Genomic DNA, 19,903 nt, shown 5'->3' with positions numbered 1-19,903 from the left:
AACCCCCGTGTCAACGCTCGCAGCTACCTCTTCATCGCTGGATATCCGCACACTTCAGCACGATGATTTTCTGTTTCTGTCTCCCGACAACAGCCTGCATGCCCGTGGATGTTACGCCGCCTTGTCGACGGCCGTGGCAGGGGGCGAGCACCTCCAGGGTGATGTCCAGCAACAGGTCAGCGCCCTGTTTGCCCGCGCCCGACAGGATGGTATCGCCCGGCCACTGCTGGTGGGCGCGATCCCGTTTGACAAACGCCAGCCTGCACGACTGTTTGTGCCACAACAGTCTCACTGGTTCTCACGGGACACACTACAACACGACCTGGTGCCCGCCACGCCAATAAACGCACGTCAAATACGTGAAGTGCCGGGACACGATACCTTTTGCCAGATGGTCAGTGCTGGCGTTGACGCCACCCGCAACGGTGATCTGAATAAAATCGTGCTGTCACGCCTGCTGGATATCGACACCGAACAACCGCTGGACTCAATCCGCCTGTTGCGACAGCTCAACCAGCAAAATCCCTGGAGCTACAACTTCCACGTGCCGCTGGAACAAGGCGCGTTGCTGGGTGCCAGCCCGGAACTGTTACTGCATAAGCAGGGCAACCACATTGTGTCGCAGCCGCTGGCCGGTTCCGCCCGCCGTAGCGATGACCCGGTGGAAGATCAACGCCTGCGCCGTACGCTGCTGGCCTCCGCGAAAGATCGCCACGAACATCGGCTGGTCACCGATGATATTCGTCGGGTACTGGCATCACGTTGTCGGACACTGACCATTCCGGACACCCCCGAACTGCTGAGCACGCCGGTGCTGTGGCATCTGGCGACCCGTGTTCAGGGTGAAGTGTTGGATGCACGGGAAAACGCCCTGTCGATGGCCTGTCTGCTGCACCCCACCCCGGCGCTGTGCGGCGTACCGTTTGAAGCAGCCCGGGACCGTATCGCCCAACTGGAACCGTTCACCCGCGGGCTATTCGGCGGTATCGTCGGCTGGTGCGACGATGAAGGCAACGGCCAGTGGGTGGTGACTATTCGCTGTGGCGAAGTACGGCAAAACCGGGTACGGCTGTTTGCCGGTGCAGGCATCGTGCCAGACTCTCAGCCCGTGTCTGAATGGCACGAAACCGGTGTTAAATTGAGCACCATGCTGCGTGCATTTGGTCTGCGTCAGGATCAGGAGTGTGCAGCATGATGGTTGAATTCACCCGCTGGCCGCCCGAGCTGGAGCAGCGTTATCGCGAGCGAGGCTACTGGCTGGATCTCCCGCTGGGCGACATCCTCACCCGCCATGCCGATAATGACGCTATCGCCCTGATCGATGGCGAACGCACGCTCAGCTACCGCCAGATGAACCAGCTGGTGGCGCAGTTAGCGGGCTCACTGCAACGCCGGGGCATCGCGCCGGGGCAAACAGCACTGGTACAACTAGGCAATACCGCCGAGTTCTACCTGACCTACTTCGCACTGCTGCGTGCCGGTATCGTGCCGGTCAACGCCCTGTTCAGCCATCAGCGCAGCGAACTGTGCGCCTATGCCGACCAGATTGCGCCAACGTTGCTGATAGCCGATCGCAGCCACGCATTGTTCGCCAGCGATGATTTTATCAACGAACTCCGCCAACGCTGCCCCACGTTACAGCACGTTCTGCTGCGTGGCGACGGCAACACGTCTCAGGATTTGTCACAACTATTGTTGGAAGCGGAAGCCTTCGCACCGGCAACCCCAACACCCGCCGATCAGGTGGCATTCTTCCAGCTTTCCGGCGGTAGCACCGGCACCCCGAAACTGATTCCTCGCACCCACAACGATTACTACTACAGCATTCGCGGCAGCGTGGAGATTTGCCGGGTTGACGCCCATACCCGTTTCCTGTGCGCCCTGCCCGCCGCCCACAACTACCCGCTCAGTTCGCCGGGTGCACTGGGTGTGTTTTATGCCGGGGGTACGGTCGTGCTGGCAAACGACCCCAGCCCAGCCAGCTGCTTCCCGTTGATTGCGCAGCATCACATCACCCTCACCGCGCTGGTTCCCCCAGCTGTCACTCTGTGGCTGGAAGCGGTGGCGTTATCTGGCGATCACCACGAGCTGGCGAGCCTGCGCGTACTCCAGGTCGGTGGGGCACGGTTAAGCGAATCGCTGGCGCGACGCATACCAACGGAACTGGGTTGCCAGTTACAGCAAGTGTTCGGCATGGCCGAAGGGCTGGTGAATTACACCCGGCTGGACGATGACGATCTCCACTGTTTCACCACGCAGGGCCGCCCTATCAGCGACGATGACGAGGTCTGGGTGGCCGATGCCGACGGCAATCCATTACCTCACGGTACACCGGGCCGTCTGATGACACGTGGCCCCTATACCTTCCGTGGTTACTACCGCAGCCCAGCCTACAACCGCCAGGTGTTCGACGCGCAAGGGTTCTACTGCTCTGGCGATGTGGTGATCCAACAGGCCGATGGCTACCTGCAAGTGGTCGGGCGTGAAAAAGACCAGATCAACCGTGGTGGGGAAAAGATTGCCGCCGAAGAGATCGAAAACCTGCTGCTTCGTCACCCTGCCGTGATCAATGCCGCGCTGGTGGCGGTGCCCGACCCGATGATGGGTGAGAAAAGCTGCGCTTTCCTGGTCACCCGCGAACCACTCAAAGCGGTGACATTACGTCGCCACCTGCGTGAACAAGGTATCGCCGACTACAAATTACCGGACCGATTTGAACAACTGCCCATCCTGCCGGAAACCGCAGTGGGCAAAGTCGATAAACAGCGGCTACGCCAGCTGGCGCAACAGCATGTCGCAACAGCCGCTGCAGGAGAATAAATCATGGCTATTCCAAAACTGAACGCCTACCCACTTCCCGGCGCAGAGCATCTGCCAGTCAATAAGGTGAACTGGCCGGTTGACGCTTCACGCGCGGCCTTGCTGATTCATGACATGCAAAACTACTTCCTTAATTTCTGGGGAGAAAACAGCCCGCTGACCGAACAGTTGATCGCCAACGTCGCTCGCCTTCGCCAGGCATGTCGTCAGCAGGGTATCCCGGTGTTTTATACCGCTCAACCCAACCAGCAAAGCGACGCCGACCGGGCGTTGCTCAACGACATGTGGGGGCCAGGGCTCAATCGCCACCCGGAACAGCAGCGCATCACCGCGGCCCTGACACCGGACGACAGCGACACCGTGCTGGTGAAATGGCGCTACAGCGCTTTCCACCGTTCTGATCTGGAACAACGCTTGAAATCATCCGGCCGCGACCAGTTGATTATCTGTGGGGTATACGCACATATCGGTTGTTTGACGACCGCTACCGATGCGTTTATGCGTGACATCAAACCGTTCATGGTAGCCGACGCGCTGGCGGACTTTTCCCAGGAAGAACACCTGATGGCGCTGAGCTATACCGCCGGTCGCTGCGGCCGGGTGTTGACCTGCGAACAACTGCTGGATGCCCTCGCACCACAGGCAGACGACGGCCTGATGCGCCTGCGCGCCGAACTGCTGCCGCTGCTGGATGACGATGACGACATCGGTGACGACGACAACCTGCTGGATTATGGTCTGGACTCGGTACGCATCATGTCGCTGGTTACCCGCTGGCGTCAGCAAGGGCATGACCTGGACTTCGTGGCATTAGTGAAAAAGCCTACGTTGCGTCACTGGCATCAGTTGCTCAGCCAGCGTCAGGTGGAGGAAGCATGAGCGTCGCGCTGGATTTCAGCGGTAAGCAAGTGTGGGTGACCGGTGCCGGACGTGGCATCGGTTATGACATCGCCTGCCGTTTTACCGAGGCGGGAGCGACCGTCACCGGATTTGACCGCGCCTTTTCCTCAGACTCTCTGCCGTTTCACGCCATCGAACTGGATGTCAGCGATGCGGCGGCTGTTGCTGCCACCTGTGCCAGACAACTGGCACAGACGCCGCATCTGGATGTGCTGATTAACGGTGCCGGGATCCTGCGCATGGGCCACACCGAAACGCTCAGTCAGCAAGACTGGCAGGATTGCCTGAACGTCAACGCAGGCGGCGCGTTTCATCTGTTTCAGGCCGTGATCCCACAATTTCAGCGGCAACGCGGCGGTGCTATCGTGTCTATCGGCTCCAACGCCGCACATGTGCCGCGCGTCGGCATGGCCGCCTATTGCGCTTCTAAGGCGGCGTTACGCAGCCTGTGCCTGACCGTCGGTCTCGAACTGGCCCCGTATGGCGTGCGCTGCAATCTGGTCTCACCCGGCTCCACCGATACCCCGATGCAACGCAGCCTGTGGCACGCCCCTGACGCAGAACAGCATACCATCGCCGGTTTTCCGGAACAGTTCAAACTGGGTATTCCGCTCGGCAAAATCGCTCGTCCTCGCGACATTACCGATACGGTGCTATTTCTGGCGTCTGATTTGGCAGGCCACGTGACGTTACAGGATGTGGTCATCGACGGTGGTGCTACGCTGGGCGCATGACTCTGGCATGGGCTCTTGATGGAAAGCGGGAGAAACACACCTTGATCTGGAAACGCGTCACCACGCTGGACATGCTCAACCAAATGAGTGAAGAGTGCATGTTGTCGCATCTGGGGATCCGTTTTGTCCACATGACGGACAACAGTCTGGAAGCGCTCATGCCCGTAGACACCCGTACCCGACAGCCATTTGGCCTGTTGCACGGCGGTGCTTCGGTGGTGCTGGCGGAATCTCTCGGCTCGGTAGCGGGCTGGCTGTGCACCGAACCGGGTGCCAGCGTGGTCGGCGTAGAGATTAACGCCAGCCATTTACGGGCGGTCACGCAGGGAGACGTGCGGGGCATCTGCCAGCCATTGCATCTGGGCCGCCAGACACAGGTCTGGCAGGTAGAAATAGTGGACGAACGCCAGCGGCGCTGCTGCATTGCCCGGCTGACCACCGCGGTGATTCAACCGTAGAAGTTGTAAATACAGAAAGTCGTAAATAAGAGAAAGGAGGCCGATGGCCTCCTGGTGAATTTTATTGCGCTAATACCGGGTAATCGGTATAGCCTTCCGCCCCCGCACTATAGATCGTGCTGCCGTTGAGTTCATTGAGCGGTGCGCCACGACGCAGGCGTTCAACCAGATCCGGGTTGGCGATATACATTCTCCCAAACGATACCGCATCCGCCTCGCCATCTGCTAACAGTTGCTCGGCCGAGTCACGGGTCAGACCATCGTTGGCGATCACCACGCCACCGAACGTTTTACGGATCAGCGGCAGAATACGCTGTGGGGTATCCAGCGCTTCACGCACAAAGATGAAGGCCAGTTTACGACTGTTGAGTTGTTCTGCCACATAGCCGAACAGCGCCTGCGGATCGGAATCCTGCATTGAATGGGTGTTAGACATGGTATTGACGTGCACGCCAACCCGATCTGCTGGCCAGACGGTCAACACGGCATCGACGGTTTCCAACAGGAAACGCGCTCGATTGGCAATAGAGCCACCGTACTGATCGGTGCGCTGGTTTGAGCCATCATGCAGGAACTGATCGAACAGGTAACCGTTGGCCGCATGGACTTCCACCCCATCAAACCCGGCGCGTTTGGCGTTTTCCGCCGCCTGACGAAAGTCTTCAACAATCCCCGGGATTTCATCCGTTTCCAGCGCACGTGGCACCACATAGGGTTTATAGGGCCGAATCGTCGCCACATGCCCTTCTGCCGCAATGGCGCTGGGGGCCACCGGTAACTCGCCGTCCAGATAGATAGGGTCTGAAATGCGCCCCACATGCCACATCTGCAACACCATTTTACCGCCTGCCGCGTGTACCGCCGCATTGATGCGACGCCAGCCTTCAATGTGTTCATCCGACCAAATACCTGGGGTATTAGGATAACCGACACCCTGTGGGGTGACGGCGGTCGCCTCCGTCAGGATCATCCCGGCACTGGCGCGCTGAACGTAATATTCCTGCGACAGCGCGCTTGGGATGCGCTGATCAAAAGCACGCATGCGGGTCAGCGGTGCCATGACAATACGGTTTTCAGCCTGAATAGCACCAATATGGATAGGATCAAACAAACCTGACATAGCGTTTTCCTTAATTTGCTGGTGGTCGATACGGGTGATTACGCCCCACCGCCTTGTGTTTTTAGCGAACGGCAATGTGATAGCGAAACGATAATGCGATAGCCGAATACCCAGTAACAACGCTCCAGTAACAGCGGTAACATCGGTAACGGCTCAGGACAAGGGATATACCTTATTGCAGGAACAACCGCCATACCATTCGGTGCTAATGACGACGCGTCAAGTTATATACGCTGAATACGCCAGACGGTGGGCGAAGGATTCACAGGCTTAACACAGGGTGTATTGGCCCATCGGGCGACAGGCCAATAGATATACCCGTCATACTTCAAGTTGCAGGTGTGTTGGCTGCGTTCATTCACCCGAATCACTTACCTGAGTAAGCTCATCGGGATTCACTCTCTTGCCGCCTTCCTGCAACTCGAATTATTTTGGGTATAGATCAGATAAGCAAACCAGCGCGTTGGTAGCCTATCAATGACGAAGATAGGTAGGGATAGCCACACAGCACACCAGCCTGTGTGCGAGTCTCACCGCATCAACCGGCAGGCGACAGGTGCTCACCAAACGCCGCCAGACGTTGTAGCCCATATTCCCATTTACCAAACCCAGCTTCAGCATTGATATGCCCGCCTTCGCCCACATCCACCAGGCTACTTCCCCAGACTTTCGCCCAGTACTCGGCTCGTGAAAAGGTCATCAACGGGTCGTTGTGGCTGGCAAATGCCAGACTGGGTACCGCCAGTTGCTCGGGTAGAATTCGGTCTTCAATCTCAAATCGCATGGGTTCTGCAGGTGCCACCAGCATCACACCGGCAATCCCTTCCATGCCCTGCTGGACCACATGGCAGGCAGCCAGCGCGCCAAAACTGTGGCCTATCAGCACTGCGGGGCGATCACAGGTCGCCAGTTCGCGGCGGATAGCCAACACCCAGCGATCCAGATCTGCCTGATACCATTCTTTCTGGCGTATACGCCGCCAGAAGGGAAACCGTCGTTCCCAGTAGCTCTGCCAGTGGTCTTCGTCACTGTCACGTAATCCCGGCACCAGCACCATCGTTAAGCGCGAGTCGAGCTCTCTCAGCCGCTGGTCTACTTCTGTTGTCTGCATCAGGTTCTGTGTCTCCCTGTTGATTGTCCGTCAGGATGACACAGACAGCATTGACGACCTCGCCATCCTTACATCCTTTCCATTACAATCTGATAACAATATCAGTACCGGCTTACAGCCTACCACGGGATTCCTGATTTGTATCCTGATTCAGTGCAGCAATTTACATGCTGGCCCGATTCACCAAAAAAACGATTTTTTCTTTTTATGTCTGGCACTTGCCGCCATATAACCTGCTGGCTTACCCCGTCTGACGAGAGAATGTCCATTCCCTGTGGCTGGCGATACGACGATCATCGTCACTATTGAGGAGCACAGGGCACGCCAATGAGCCGACGTTAAACATTCCGCTTGAATTTCGCCCCTGACCCGGCGTAGATTAGCGCCGATTCCATCATCTGCCCGCCCAGGCGGCAGTGACTGGGGGAATCGTCTCAATGCAGGCGGCTCCTGAAAGCTAAACGCACAATCGGAATCATTGCTGGCGTAATAGTGCTGGAGAAAAATCAGTGAAGTACTTATTCATGGGCGTTTCGTTTATTTTATTTTTATGGGTAGGCACTTTTTTACTGATGTTGGAATAACCCTGACGGTTTTTCCTCATCCACTTCAACAGAAGGCTCCTGTTGAAGCGACAACAAAAAATTATTATCAGTACACGAAAGACGAATAAATGACAGGCTGGCAGCCATTCTGCCAGCCTGTTTCTTTTGGACTTACAGAGAAAAGAGACCGGCCGCAAGACGGTATCCGGCTCGTTAGTGACTCCAGCCACCAAGCACATTCAACACCAGACCGATTGCCCCGCTCACCGCCAACCAGGGGCCGAACGCCAGCGGTTGCTGCATACTGATACGCCGGATACGCCGCCACAACAGTGTCGCCACCAGTCCGGTTAACGATGCGATCAGCACCAGATTGGGTAACGCCTGCCAGCCAAGCCAGGCCCCCAACGCCGCCAGCAATTTAAAATCGCCATACCCCAGCGCCTCACGTCCACTCAGCAGGCGAAATCCCCAGTAAATCAGCCACAGCGACAGGTATCCCGTCATGGCACCGACAACCGCCTGCTCAAGCGGTACAAACGTATCAGCCAGATTGAACAACAACCCGCACCATAACAGCGGCAATGTCATCATGTCCGGTAATAATTGGGTTCGCGCGTCAATCACTGCCAGCGCCAGCAACATGCTAATACACAGCAATGCGCCCAGTAGCGCTAGCCCCGGTTGCCAGAGTAAACCCGCTAACAAAAAAGCGCCCCCTGACAGCAATTCAATCAGCGGATAACGCCAGGATACCTCGCCACCGCAACAATGAGCGCGCCCACGCAGCCATAACCAGCTCAGCAGCGGAATGTTGTCACGTACGCGTAAACGTTGATGGCAATGTGGGCAGGAAGACGGCGGCCAGCACAGATCATAACGAGAAGGCAGCGCACCAACGGGCAACCCCAGGTGGAAACGCGCCTCCTGCCGCCAGCGCCGCTCCAGCATGACAGGTAACCGGTGGATAACCACGTTGAGGAAGCTGCCGATGACCAGCCCCAGTACGAGCAGCATACTCAGCCAGATACGCGGGCTAGTATTGGCGAAGGCGACCAGATCCATGTTTTCTCCTATTCCGATCCCTGATGGCCTATACCCCTCATACTTCAAGTTGCAGGTGTGTTGGCTGCGTTCGTTCACCCGAATCACTTACCTGAGTAAGCTCATCGGGATTCACTCACTTGCCGCCTTCCTGCAACTCGAATTATTTTGGGTATATACACCACTTTCAGCACCGGCCAGGTAGCCGGGAGCCGGACATTGTTTTTTACGAGCCAGCGCGCAGTGCGGCTGACTCGCGGATTGATCCGTTACAGTACCCGCTCCAGCGACAAACGAGTCACTTCCACGATGCCAGGACTGTTGGGTACCGCGGTTACATCCATCCCCTGGGTAATCACACCGTTTTTCTGCTCCAGTTCGGCCAGCCAGTGCAGCAGGTTATTAAAGTCGCTACGGGCCAACGTTACCGATACCTGCGACTCCTGCGGCTGCATACGCAGTACAGTAATGCCGAAACGGGCCGCGCTTTGCGGCACCAGTACCGTCAGGCTGATGTCACGACCGGCGATTTGTCGCCGTGCGCCTTCCGGCGGCGGTAACCGTGGCGCTTGCTGTTGCATCCAACGCACGGTCTGGCGCTCACGATCGATAGTCATCTGCCATTGCCGCGCACTCTCCTGCCAGGGTGACCAGATCAGATAATACAACAGGCAAAGTACCACCAGACCGCCACACGCCAGCAGCATCATCCGCTCGCGCTGGCTCATTATCTGCCAGCGACGACGTAACTCATTCATGGCTGACTCCTCAAGGTTAACTGGCCTTCAACATGGTCTTTTTCCTGCTTCATTTCCCCCGGTGGGATCTGGAAATACGCCTGGGCCTGCTGACGGAACTGCTCCATCTGCGCATAGGACGTGGCACGCAGGCTGAGCCGTAGTTCATCGCGGCTGCGATCGTACGACAACGACTGCAACGACACGCCGTCATTCTGCGCCACTAACTGCTGCAACCGGTTCATCTGTTCCGTCAAGGCAAAGCCACTGCCCCCTGTGCGCACTTCCTGCAAATGGCGTTGCATCTGCGCACGCGGGTTAACCACCTGTTTTTCATCTGGGAATAATTTGCGGTATACCCGCACGCTTTCCTGACGCCAATAGTCCGCCTGGCGATACAGTTGATAATGGGTCCAGACCGATTCCCCCAACACCAGCAACAACCAGGCCGACAAGGCAATCAGCACATTGCGCCACGGCAACAGCGCCTGTTTCCAGGGCTTCACCGGCGCATACTCCCCCTGCCGCAAATCCATACTCATCGGCAAGGTTGCTTGTGCCGCCAGTGTCAGTAAATCGGTTACCGGTTGTGGTTGCCAGGTGAGTGCCGACGCGGGTATCGGGCTGTAGCAGTGTACGGCAGGTAATGGCTGAAAACTGGACAGCAACGATTGATACCAGCTTTCCTCAGCGGCCATGCCAATACCGGTATCCTGGCGGAATAACCACAGATTCTGGTGGCTAATGGCACTCCAGGCGCTATCGGCGCGCGGCAATGCCATCACATCCGGCATGATAGTTTCTACCGGCACGCCCAGTTCCTCGCACAACGTCAGCCACGCCTGCAAACGTGACTTTTGCACTACCGCCACCGTTGCGGTATCCCCTTGCATGTCCATAACGGCAAAATGCAACTGGTCAATATCGCTTGCTACCTGCTCTTCCAACATAAATGGAATCGCCTGTAACAGTTGCCGACGCGACTGGCGTGGTAATGACAGGTTATGCAGCGTCACATCCGTGGACGGCACCAGTGCCCGTACCGACATGACCGGATAATCCGCCAACGCTGACTGAAGGCTCTCCAGCGTGCCCGTACCTTTGGACAGCGTCTGGTGACGGCTGACAGACCAGATAAGCCACTCCAGACTGCCGGAGGCTTCTGTCGGTAACCGCAAAATCAGTTGTTGTTTGCCGCTGGTATTGTCGGCCTTATTCATGGGTTCACCGTCCTATATCCCCCGTACTGACGCTGTACTACCTCAGTCTGTTTACCGCGGTGAAACAGGCTGCGTTGATAGAATTCACTGTCGTCCACCCGTATCTGGATATCAGCAAAAAACCAGTCGCTCTTTATCACCAGCACCTGGCGAGCGCCAGTCTTACCATTTCCCGACAGCGTCAACATCCCCATAAAATCATTCAGATTGCGCCACCCCTGCGGTGGTCGTTGCTGCAAAATGCGCTCAGCGATATCCCGATTGATTTCGCCCATGAATAACGCCGATAGCAACGGCGCGCTGTCTGGCGTCAACGTATTCACGTTGATAGCCAGCTTGTCCACCGGCAGGACGCAGACATAAGGCAATAACCGACGGTATAACCCCGCATCCACCCCCATGACCGCCCGCAGCTCTGAAACATCCGCCATGCGCTGGTTACCGGGATGAAAGTTGACATAGCTGTCGTCTTCCGCACCGTTCATCAACGGTTCACTATCCTCATCGATCCAATCGCGTACCGCATCGGTGATATGTTCCGCCTGCTTAGGCTCTTCCCCCAACACAATCAATAGCTGGCGAAAAACCCGCGCGGCATACGGCCCTTGCTCAGGGTTAGCGCTACTGCTGTTGGTACTACTTGTACTGCTACTGCTTGTATTGCTACTACTCGTGTTACTGCCTGTTGAATTGTTGCCGCTACTATTGCCGGACGCGCCCGTCGCCGTTGTATTCTTTGCCGGGCTCAACGCGTTCAGATTAAGACAGGCCTGACCATCCTGCACCTGGGCGCGAATTTCACTGCCATCCGACATTATCTGATGGTCCACTTTAGACCAGGGCTGGCCGATAAAGGTACTTTGCGGCGACGCCTTCGCATCACGCTGTAACACGCTGGAAATCAGCGCCTCCGCACCCAGGGCATACCAGCGGGCCTGCGTACGGTTGAGTAAATTGCTGGTACGTTGCCAGGCTTTACCGCTGCGCTCCGTAATTGACGCGGCGATAGTGACCATCAAGGCCAGCATCAACATCACGATCAGCAGAGCGACTCCACGTTGGCGACGACTCATGAATCTCCCCCGCTGTTATCATCCGGTGCGGCCTGCTGGTTCTGCTCGCCATCGGTATTGTCCTGCGACTGTTGTTCCTGACTGCTCACGTTCTTATCGTCGTCGCGACTATCGCCGTTTTGCCCTGCCTTATTTTGATTTTGCGTTGCCACATAGCGCGGCGTCACCATAAACACGCGGGTAATGTCGCCATAATCCCGCAAGGTCACGACGATGGCGATACCTCGTGGCAGATGGGTCGTATCATCCCAACGATCCTGCCAGCCATCCTTACCGAAAAAGCGCAAGACGAAACCGCTCACGCCGGTTAACACCGTTCGTATCGCAGGCTCCTGCGTCGACAGCGGCTCGGAAGAATCATAAAACAACCGCTCCAGCGTATCGCCGCGCAGCCGATATCCGACCCGTTGTAGTTCCGATCGCGGCATGATGCCCAGCGGGTTGAGCCAGCCATTGCGGATGAAGCTGACTGCCCAATCGGCGCTGCCTAATTGATAACGCTCAGCGTAAAACCCCAGCTCATAGCCTTGGCTACGGCGAGGAACGATTTGTGAAAAATCTCGCTCCATCAGGGAAAAGCCCCGTTGCAATTCTGCCAGTCGGGCTTCTTTTCGTGCTGACGCCTCATCGTTATGCATCACGCCGTTCATCACCTGCGATGCAGCCAGACTTAACGCCGCGAAAATCGCCAGTGCCAGCATCATTTCCAGCAAGGTAAAGCCGCTTTCTGGCCGTTTCACTCTTTCTGGACGTTTCACTGCGCAGGGTCTCCCGGCTGAACCTGATAACTGCGCAATACGGCATCGGCAGCGCGGCTGTCACGATCATGGCGCACTTCAACATCGATGGCGCGTACCTGCGGATCTGCTGTGGCTACCCCCTGAATGCGCCAAAACCACTGTGAACCGGCAAAAGTCACCTCACCTGTCACCCACTGGGTTTGCGGCCACTGTTTTTCCAGCCGCATCACCGCCTGTTGGTTTTCCGCAATCCAGAGCGCAAACGTCTTCTCTTCCAGACGCCCCAGGCTATTTGCCTGCTGCGCGGTTGTTTTCAGCACCGTCAACCCCGCCAGCGCGAAAATAACCAACGCCACCATCACTTCAAGCAACGTCATTCCCTGCTGTTTCATCCCTTAGCGCTCCGCTTCCGACGACGTATGTAGCTGACCGTTGGTATCGACCTGTAGCCAGGCAGAATCATTACCGTTACGCAACGTCAGACGAAAAGGCGTCACTTCGCCGCCCGGCAGAATCAGGATATGCGGGTCGCCATTGCCCGGCGAAAAGCCGGCACCGTCGCCCGCCGCCCCTGCCTGCGTAGACAGTTCAATTTGAAAGCTAACCGGCAGCTCGCTGGGTGAAGACAGGCGGTACGGCTGCCACGGTACCCAGACATAGCGCAGACGTTGTTGATCTTCTGGCGAATTCTCCACGACCTGACGCTGCAACAGCGCGTATTGCCAGCGGTGAGGCTGCAGATAAATCCCCAGAATATGGTCATTCATCTGGCTGTCCTCCACCGCGTATTGCAGTTGTGCTTTAAAGCGGGCTATTTGCCAGCCGCTGTCCTGCTGCTTGGGCGCAGGGATCGCCATCATGACCAGCGTGGCGGCAATGCCTGCCAGTAACACCACCAGCATGATTTCCAGCAGCGTGAATCCCCGCTGGCGCACAATCAGGGGTTCCCGCTACCGTTGTTACCGTTATTGTGCGCACCATTGCCGACATTCCAGTTGCCAATGTCGTCATCGGTATCCGGCATGCCATCCGGGCCGTAGGAGAACACGTCTATTTTGCCGTGGCGGCCTGGGCTAACCAGTTGGTAGTCGGCACCCCACGGGTCTTGCGGTAAACGGCGAATATATCCATCCTGCGGGTAGTTTCGTGGTTCCGGCGGCGTGGTCGGTTTTTTCACCAACGCGCCCAGCCCCTGCTCGGTCGTCGGGTAACGGCTGTTATCCAGTTTGTACATGTCCAGTGCGCTCTCCAGCGCCACTATGTCGCTGACGGCTTTCTGCTTGTCGGCTTTTTCTTTGTTGCCCATTAAGTTCGGGACAACCAGACTGGCCAATACGCCAAGAATGACGATGACCACCATGATTTCCAACAGGGTAAAACCTCGCTGACGTCGTTCCATCTCTTTGTTACCTCATTAACGTATCAATCTTCGCTACATACTCATTAGGGTATTCAACTGCAAAATCGGCTGGAGGATAGCCAGCACGATGAACAGCACAATGCCAGCCATACTCACCACCAGTAGCGGCTCAAACAGCCCCAGCGCCAGTGTCATCTGAGCGCTGAATTCACGATCCTGGTTATCCGCGGCGCGAGTCAGCATGCCATCAAGTTCGCCGCTGCGTTCGCCGCTGGCGATCATGTGGCGCATCATCGGTGGGAACAGCGATGTCTGCTCCAGCGCTTTGTGCAGGCTCACCCCTTCGCGTACAGCGTCAGTCGCCTGCCCCAGCCGGAAGCGCGCATAATCGTTGGTCAGTACATCGCCGCTGATACGCATCGCCTGCAATAGCGGCACCGCGCTGGAATTCAAAATACTTAATGTGCGTGCGTAGCGGGCGGTGTTAAGACCACGAGCAACCCGCCCAATAACAGGCAAAAACAGTAAACGCCGGTGGAACGCCAGACGGTACTTCTCATTACGCAGCAACACGCGCAGCCCCATGACCGCCAGTATCAGCAATAACACCACCCAGGGACCGTAGGTTCTCACCGCATCGCTGACGCTCATCAGTAACCGGGTGGACAACGGTAGCGTCTGTTTCATGTGAATAAACTGCTCGACTACTTTAGGCACCACGGCAGACAGCAGGATAGACACCACCGAAATCGCCACCAGGGTCAACACGCAAGGGTAAATCATCGCCTGCTGAATACGGCTACGCATCTGTTGACGCTGTTCGGTGTAATCCGCCAGCCGATTTAACACCGCATCCAGATGGCCCGAGGCTTCGCCCGCCGCCACCATCGCGCAGTACAACCGTTCAAAACTGCCGGGGAAATTCCCCATCGCTTCAGCCAGTGAATGTCCTTCCACCACTTTGGCGCGCACCGCCGCCATCAGGGCGCTGAGCTTCGGTTTTTCGCTCTGTTTCGCCACCGCGTCGAGTGCTTCTTCCAACGGTAACGCCGCCGCGACCAGTGTCGCCAGTTGCCGGGTCAGCAAGGCCAGATCGCTGGCACTGATACGGTGGGAACGGCGCAACGACAGCGAAAAACCACTGCGCGGAGCGGCTTCGCCGCGCTGCTCCTCAATGCTGACCGGTACCAGTCCTTTCTCACGCAGCAGTTGGCGTGCATGACGCGCAGAGTCCGCCTCCTGCATGCCCTGACTTTTCTTTCCCTGGGCATTCAATGCCTGATACTGGAACAGCGCCATGTCATTCCTCTTTCGTTACACGCACCACTTCTTCCCAGGTGGTGATGCCCGCCAGCACTTTGTCCATACCATCCTGACGAATCGTGATTCGCCCATCGCCGAGCATCCGGGCAATGCCCAACTCACTTTCGCCGCGATGAATCGCCGTGCGCACCGTATCATCAATCAGCAACAGCTCATGGATACCGGTACGGCCGCGATAGCCACTGTAGTTACACTTCTCGCAACCACCGGGATGGTAGAGTGTGGTTCCCACCGCCAGTCCGGTCTGTTTTGCCTGTTCATCATCAACGGCATAGGGCTGACGGCATGACGGGCAGAGTGTGCGCACCAGCCGCTGTGCGAGCACACCCAGTAGCGACGTTGACAGCAGAAACGGTTCAATCCCCATATCCTGCAAGCGGGACAACGCCCCCAGCGCGCTATTGGTATGCAGGGTAGATAACACCAGATGCCCGGTTAGCGACGCTTGCACCGCAATTTGTGCCGTTTCACCGTCACGAATTTCCCCCACCAACACCACGTCCGGGTCCTGACGCAAAATAGCGCGCAAACCACGGGCGAACGTCATATCAACCTTGGGGTTCACCTGGGTCTGACCAATGCCCTCCAGCTCATATTCAATCGGGTCTTCCACCGTCATGATGTTGCGCTCGGCAGAGTTGAGTCGACTCAAGGCGGCATACAAGGTGGTACTTTTCCCCGAGCCGGTAGGGCCGGTAACCAGAATGATGCCGTGCGGACGGTGGATCAGCGTATCCAACTGACGACGGTTATGTTCCGCCATCCCCAGTGTTTCCAGATCCAACCGCACGCTGTTTTTATCGAGCAAACGCAACACCACGCGTTCACCATAGTTAGAAGGTAGGGTCGAGACACGCACATCGATAGCCCGGCCGCCAATGCGCAATGCCATACGGCCATCCTGCGGGACGCGCTTTTCGGCAATATCCAGCTTGGCCATGACTTTGATACGTGATACCAGTAATGACGCCAGTTGGCGTTGCGGGCGCAAAATCTCCCGCAACACACCATCAATACGAAAGCGGATCAGCAGGTGGCGCTCAAATGTCTCGATGTGGATATCCGACGCCTTGTGTTTGATGGCCTCCGTGAGCATGGCGTTGATCAACCGAATAATCGGTGCGTCATCGTCGGCATCGAGTAAGTCATCGCTGTCCGGCAGCTCTTCGGCCAACGTGTAGAAATCGATATCGTTACCGATGTCTTCCATCAGGCGTCGTGCTTCTTCAGAATCGCGCTGATAACGCATAACCAGTTGCCGCTCAAACTCTTCCGGGCTGACCTGACTGACCGCCAACGCTACTCCGGCGACCCGGCGAGCCTCCAGTAACGCCAGTGCCGAGGTGCCGGGTACACAAACCGCCTCTGCAACTGTCGCCGACTCATCTTGCAGCAACAGAATTTGCTGTGAACGGGCAAACGCAAACGGCAATACAGGTCGTAAGTCAGACGTGTGGGCGGGCTGAGCGCTCATCGCCCCTCCGGCTGATAAAACGCGGCGATGGATGACTGCACCTGTCGGAAGGTGTAGGTGTTGCCACCGGGTAAACGCACCGTGTTGCTATCCAGCACACTGCTGCCCTCACCGCGCTGCTGTTGCTGTTCGTTGTTAAAACTGCGGTATTTACTGATCGACGCATCCTGGAATTGTTTCGGGTCGCGGATGATGGTCGGTCGTAAAAACAGCATCAGATTGCGTTTTTTCACGCTCTGGCTCTTCGAACGGAACAAATTGCCCAGCACCGGAATATCCCCCAACAAAGGCACTTTGCTGTTGTTTTCATCGGTCGTTTTATCGAGTAAGCCCCCTACGACCACCGTTTCGCCATTGCTGACCATGACTGCGTTATTCACCGTTCGGGTATTAAAGGTCACCCCCAGTGAACTGTTGGCGCTGCTATTGCTGTCTGCCACGCTGGACACTTCCTGCTCAATTTGCAGCAACACCGAATCGCCTTCGTTAATCTGCGGTTTGACGCGCAGTTTGATACCGACGGTCTTACGTTCCACAGTATTAAAAATGTTGTTTCCTGAACCAACCGTGGTTTGCGATCCGGTCAATACCGGCACTTCCTGACCGACATTGAAGGTCGCTTCCATGTTATCCAGCGTCACAATGCTGGGTGTCGCCAGCACATCGTTTTTACTGTCGCTGGACAACGCGGTCATCAGCATCGACCAGTTACCACGATAGAAACCGGCGGTAATACCGTTGAAGCTACCGAGTGCGCTGGCATAGGCCGTAGTCAGTGTTCCATCTTTACGGAACTGATCGGTGCCGATCACCGCTGTTGAAATCGGTATGCCGGTATTGGTGAATTGGGTCATCCCAGCGCGATTATTGGCCCACTGGATCCCCAGGTTCAGCCCATCAGCATCCTGAATCTCAGCGATGATCGCTTCTACCAATACCTGAGGCCGACGAATATCCAATTGGTTAATCACCTGTTCCAGGTCCCGCATGATATCGGGCGGCGCGGTGATGATCAGTGAGTTGGTCTGATCATGGGCGCGCACCGTCACCTCTTTCCCCTGAATCATAATCGTGCGTCCACCAGAGCTATTGGTTGAACCAAACGCAGAACCAAACCCCATACTGGAGCTGGATGAAGACGACGATGAAGAGGATGACGAGTTGGAGGAATTATTAGACGAACTAAGATTACCGTTGCTGTTGGTGCTGCTGCCTGAGCGCGAAGAAGACGAATTGTTCGACGATGAATTGCGACTCCCGCTGGTTCCGTTACCGGCCAGTACTTCAATTAGATCCAACGCTTTGGCGTACTTGAGGTAGATAACTTTGGTGCCGCCCTGCACCACCTGTTTGCGATCCAGCTGTCGGATCATCTCTACCGCACGCTGACGGGCATTTTCTTCACCACTGACCACCACCGAGTTGGTACGGCTATCCGCCACCACATTCGCCAGCATCGTACTGGGTAACGAATTCTTCTCATCCGTTTTGTTGAGATCGTTCACCAGTTTGGCCACATCGTCCGCTGATGCGTAGGTCAACGGCACGGTGATCATTTCACGATCGCCAGTTTTATCCACGGTATTGACGATATCCACCAACCGTTTGATAACCGCCGCTCGCCCGGTCATCAACAGCACGTTGGACGGTTCATAATGCACCACCGTACCGGCACCCGCGTTATCGTTAAGTTGACGCAGTAATGGTGCCAGATCGCGGGCGGCCACATTATTGAGCGGCACCACACGTGTGACCAGTTCATCGCCTACCCCGGGCTGTTCGTTATTCGCCAGCGGAATCGACGACGATTTGGCATCTTTAGAGCGGATAACTTTCAAGACGCCGTTATCCATCGGCACGACTGAAAAGCCATAAACATCCAGTACACTGAGAAAAAACTGGTAGTACTGCTCTTCGTTCATCATGTCATAACTGCGCACACTGATCGTGCCGCGCACTGTTGGGTCAATAATGACCGTTTTGTTCAGGTTCTTACTGACCGTATTGATGAACTCCTGAATATCGGTCCCTTTAAAACTGGCTGAAAATTCAGCGGCCCAGCCACACGGCGAGCCAAGCAGGAGAACGGTTAGCCCCAGCCACCCCAAGCTTTTTTTTATCCCTTTGCCAAGCACGTTACTCGTCTCCCCCAAATTCCATATAAATATCCTGACGCTGCCCATCCCGCTCAATCGTCAGGGTAAAGTTATGCACATCGGCCATACGTTCCATGGCCTTTTTCGCCTGTTCTTCGTCACGTAAATCCAGGCCATTCAGGGCAACGGCCATATCGTTATCCTGAAGTCCAACACGGTAGAACGAGTCGCTTTTCGGCCCAGGATTCAACCGGTATCCTTGCAGTTTGTTGCTGTTCATCACCGGCGAGAACGACACGTAATCACTCATGGCGGTGGAAGCGCGCTGTTGAAGCTGCTCACTTACCTGCGCGCCGGGTACACCATCCGCACCGGTCTCTTCCTGACCATACAACCCCAGCACCTCATAACGCCCCTGATACTGCAACACCACTTTATCCGGCTGGATTGACACGATTTTGGCGTTATAACCGGGGACCTCTTCATTGATGCCGCGACTGAACTGCTCGTTGTCTTTGCTAATAATGGCGATAGATCGGGACGCATCGTCACCCGCCATCACACCGGTCAGCGAAAGATTCAGCGTAGAAGGGGGAAGATTGCTCATTTGCGACGCATCCAACGCGCCCGCGCGATTTTTTTCGGGAGAAACGCCGAACAGCGTGAAGTCATTCAGAGTAACAGGCTGCTGACGGGCTTGAGCCGGGGTGATCTGCACACTGGCGACCGGCGTATTCTCTGGCAAACCGATGCGCCAGAAAATCATCGCCAGTTGCTGACAAATGAGCAGCATCAACAGATAAAACAAAATCCGTCTGATAGCAGACGGAGATAACGGTGGCAGTGTCGAGATATTCATCTGCAAACATTATCCCTATGTGTTCGCCGATTATCCTTGCCACGTTCGCAAACGTGGAATAAGGGCTATACAGCGCCATGTTTAACGGTATGGCACCCATTTGAAATGGATGCGACTTCGGAAAAACAGCGCTTCTGCGTGGTTGTCGTTTTACTACCTGCGGGCCAGACATCACCCATACAGGTAACGATATGTGTTCAAACTTGTTTGCCGGAAAGGCCACACGGTCACATGATGGCATTTATGCTTTGTGCGTTTTTTGCGCGTTTTTCGCCATCACACCGTGCTT

Annotated in this window: 20 protein-coding genes; 6 read left to right on the top strand and 14 right to left on the bottom strand. The window is 56.2% G+C overall.

The window, feature by feature from the left end; genetic code table 11:
* Positions 1–7 precede the first annotated feature (7 nt).
* The 5 genes from FGI04_RS04435 to FGI04_RS04415 are packed head-to-tail and all read left to right on the top strand — an operon-like array spanning position 8 to position 4,912.
* Complete coding sequence (locus FGI04_RS04435; RefSeq protein WP_407336345.1) at positions 8–1,195, top strand: isochorismate synthase; 1,188 nt, start codon at positions 8–10, stop codon at positions 1,193–1,195.
* Complete coding sequence (locus FGI04_RS04430) at positions 1,192–2,820, top strand: (2,3-dihydroxybenzoyl)adenylate synthase (protein WP_407336344.1); 1,629 nt, start codon at positions 1,192–1,194, stop codon at positions 2,818–2,820. The genes FGI04_RS04435 and FGI04_RS04430 overlap by 4 nt, the downstream gene beginning before the upstream one ends.
* Before the next feature lie 3 nt (positions 2,821–2,823).
* Positions 2,824–3,699 carry an isochorismatase family protein gene (locus FGI04_RS04425; RefSeq protein WP_407336343.1) on the top strand — a complete coding sequence of 292 codons (876 nt, stop codon included), beginning with the start codon at positions 2,824–2,826 and terminating at the stop codon, positions 3,697–3,699.
* Positions 3,696–4,454 carry a 2,3-dihydro-2,3-dihydroxybenzoate dehydrogenase gene (gene dhbA / locus FGI04_RS04420; protein WP_038916545.1) on the top strand — a complete coding sequence of 253 codons (759 nt, stop codon included), beginning with the start codon at positions 3,696–3,698 and terminating at the stop codon, positions 4,452–4,454. The genes FGI04_RS04425 and dhbA overlap by 4 nt, the downstream gene beginning before the upstream one ends.
* A gap of 41 nt (positions 4,455–4,495) precedes the next feature.
* Positions 4,496–4,912 (top strand): hotdog fold thioesterase, encoded by a 417-nt coding sequence (locus FGI04_RS04415; protein ID WP_407336342.1) that lies wholly within the window; start codon positions 4,496–4,498, stop codon positions 4,910–4,912.
* Positions 4,913–4,973: 61 nt separating this feature from the next.
* Here the strand turns inward: FGI04_RS04415 and FGI04_RS04410 are convergent, their stop codons facing one another.
* Complete coding sequence (locus tag FGI04_RS04410; protein WP_407336341.1) at positions 4,974–6,032, bottom strand: alkene reductase; 1,059 nt, start codon at positions 6,030–6,032, stop codon at positions 4,974–4,976.
* 538 nt (positions 6,033–6,570) lie between these two features.
* Positions 6,571–7,143 carry an RBBP9/YdeN family alpha/beta hydrolase gene (locus FGI04_RS04405; protein ID WP_012885474.1) on the bottom strand — a complete coding sequence of 191 codons (573 nt, stop codon included), beginning with the start codon at positions 7,141–7,143 and terminating at the stop codon, positions 6,571–6,573.
* Positions 7,144–7,652: 509 nt separating this feature from the next.
* Here FGI04_RS04405 and ypdK point away from each other — a divergent pair.
* A complete protein-coding gene (gene ypdK, locus FGI04_RS04400) occupies positions 7,653–7,727 on the top strand; it encodes a membrane protein YpdK (RefSeq protein WP_099327210.1) in 75 nt (24 codons plus the stop codon).
* Positions 7,728–7,901: 174 nt separating this feature from the next.
* Here ypdK and FGI04_RS04395 read toward each other — a convergent pair whose 3' ends face one another.
* From FGI04_RS04395 to gspC, 12 genes are all read right to left on the bottom strand, one after another.
* Positions 7,902–8,753, bottom strand: coding sequence for a prepilin peptidase (locus tag FGI04_RS04395; RefSeq protein ID WP_407336340.1), 852 nt, complete (start codon positions 8,751–8,753; stop codon positions 7,902–7,904).
* A gap of 248 nt (positions 8,754–9,001) precedes the next feature.
* Positions 9,002–9,490 (bottom strand): type II secretion system protein M, encoded by a 489-nt coding sequence (locus FGI04_RS04390; protein WP_407336339.1) that lies wholly within the window; start codon positions 9,488–9,490, stop codon positions 9,002–9,004.
* Positions 9,487–10,689 (bottom strand): type II secretion system protein GspL, encoded by a 1,203-nt coding sequence (gene gspL / locus FGI04_RS04385; protein ID WP_407336338.1) that lies wholly within the window; start codon positions 10,687–10,689, stop codon positions 9,487–9,489. Before gspL ends, FGI04_RS04390 begins: the two co-directional genes overlap by 4 nt.
* Entirely contained in the window at positions 10,686–11,762 is a 1,077-nt protein-coding gene (gene gspK / locus FGI04_RS04380) for a type II secretion system minor pseudopilin GspK (protein WP_407336337.1), read from the bottom strand. The genes gspL and gspK overlap by 4 nt, the downstream gene beginning before the upstream one ends.
* The gene (gene gspJ / locus FGI04_RS04375) at positions 11,759–12,520 is read right to left on the bottom strand and encodes a type II secretion system minor pseudopilin GspJ (RefSeq protein WP_407336336.1); all 762 of its coding nucleotides are present in this window, start codon (positions 12,518–12,520) and stop codon (positions 11,759–11,761) included. Before gspJ ends, gspK begins: the two co-directional genes overlap by 4 nt.
* On the bottom strand, positions 12,517–12,894 hold the full coding sequence (gene gspI / locus FGI04_RS04370; protein ID WP_012885481.1) for a type II secretion system minor pseudopilin GspI: 378 nt from the start codon (positions 12,892–12,894) through the stop codon (positions 12,517–12,519). The genes gspJ and gspI overlap by 4 nt, the downstream gene beginning before the upstream one ends.
* Positions 12,895–12,897: 3 nt before the next feature.
* Positions 12,898–13,437 (bottom strand): type II secretion system minor pseudopilin GspH, encoded by a 540-nt coding sequence (gene gspH, locus FGI04_RS04365; RefSeq protein WP_407273767.1) that lies wholly within the window; start codon positions 13,435–13,437, stop codon positions 12,898–12,900.
* Between the two features lie 2 nt (positions 13,438–13,439).
* The gene (gene gspG / locus FGI04_RS04360) at positions 13,440–13,901 is read right to left on the bottom strand and encodes a type II secretion system major pseudopilin GspG (RefSeq protein ID WP_342700347.1); all 462 of its coding nucleotides are present in this window, start codon (positions 13,899–13,901) and stop codon (positions 13,440–13,442) included.
* A gap of 33 nt (positions 13,902–13,934) precedes the next feature.
* Entirely contained in the window at positions 13,935–15,161 is a 1,227-nt protein-coding gene (gspF, locus tag FGI04_RS04355; protein WP_407336335.1) for a type II secretion system inner membrane protein GspF, read from the bottom strand.
* Position 15,162: 1 nt separating this feature from the next.
* Positions 15,163–16,659 carry a type II secretion system ATPase GspE gene (gene gspE / locus FGI04_RS04350; RefSeq protein WP_342700345.1) on the bottom strand — a complete coding sequence of 499 codons (1,497 nt, stop codon included), beginning with the start codon at positions 16,657–16,659 and terminating at the stop codon, positions 15,163–15,165.
* On the bottom strand, positions 16,656–18,842 hold the full coding sequence (gspD, locus tag FGI04_RS04345) for a type II secretion system secretin GspD (RefSeq protein ID WP_407274931.1): 2,187 nt from the start codon (positions 18,840–18,842) through the stop codon (positions 16,656–16,658). Before gspD ends, gspE begins: the two co-directional genes overlap by 4 nt.
* Entirely contained in the window at positions 18,796–19,614 is an 819-nt protein-coding gene (gspC, locus tag FGI04_RS04340) for a type II secretion system protein GspC (protein WP_407336334.1), read from the bottom strand. Before gspC ends, gspD begins: the two co-directional genes overlap by 47 nt.
* Between the last annotated feature and the right edge of the window lie 289 nt (positions 19,615–19,903).

The sequence above is a fragment of the Dickeya ananatis genome (genome assembly GCF_019464615.1).
In the GTDB taxonomy this organism is placed as follows: domain Bacteria; phylum Pseudomonadota; class Gammaproteobacteria; order Enterobacterales; family Enterobacteriaceae; genus Dickeya; species Dickeya oryzae.
Note: the sequence above shows the minus strand (reverse complement) of the source record. Positions and strands in the feature narration are given on the sequence as shown.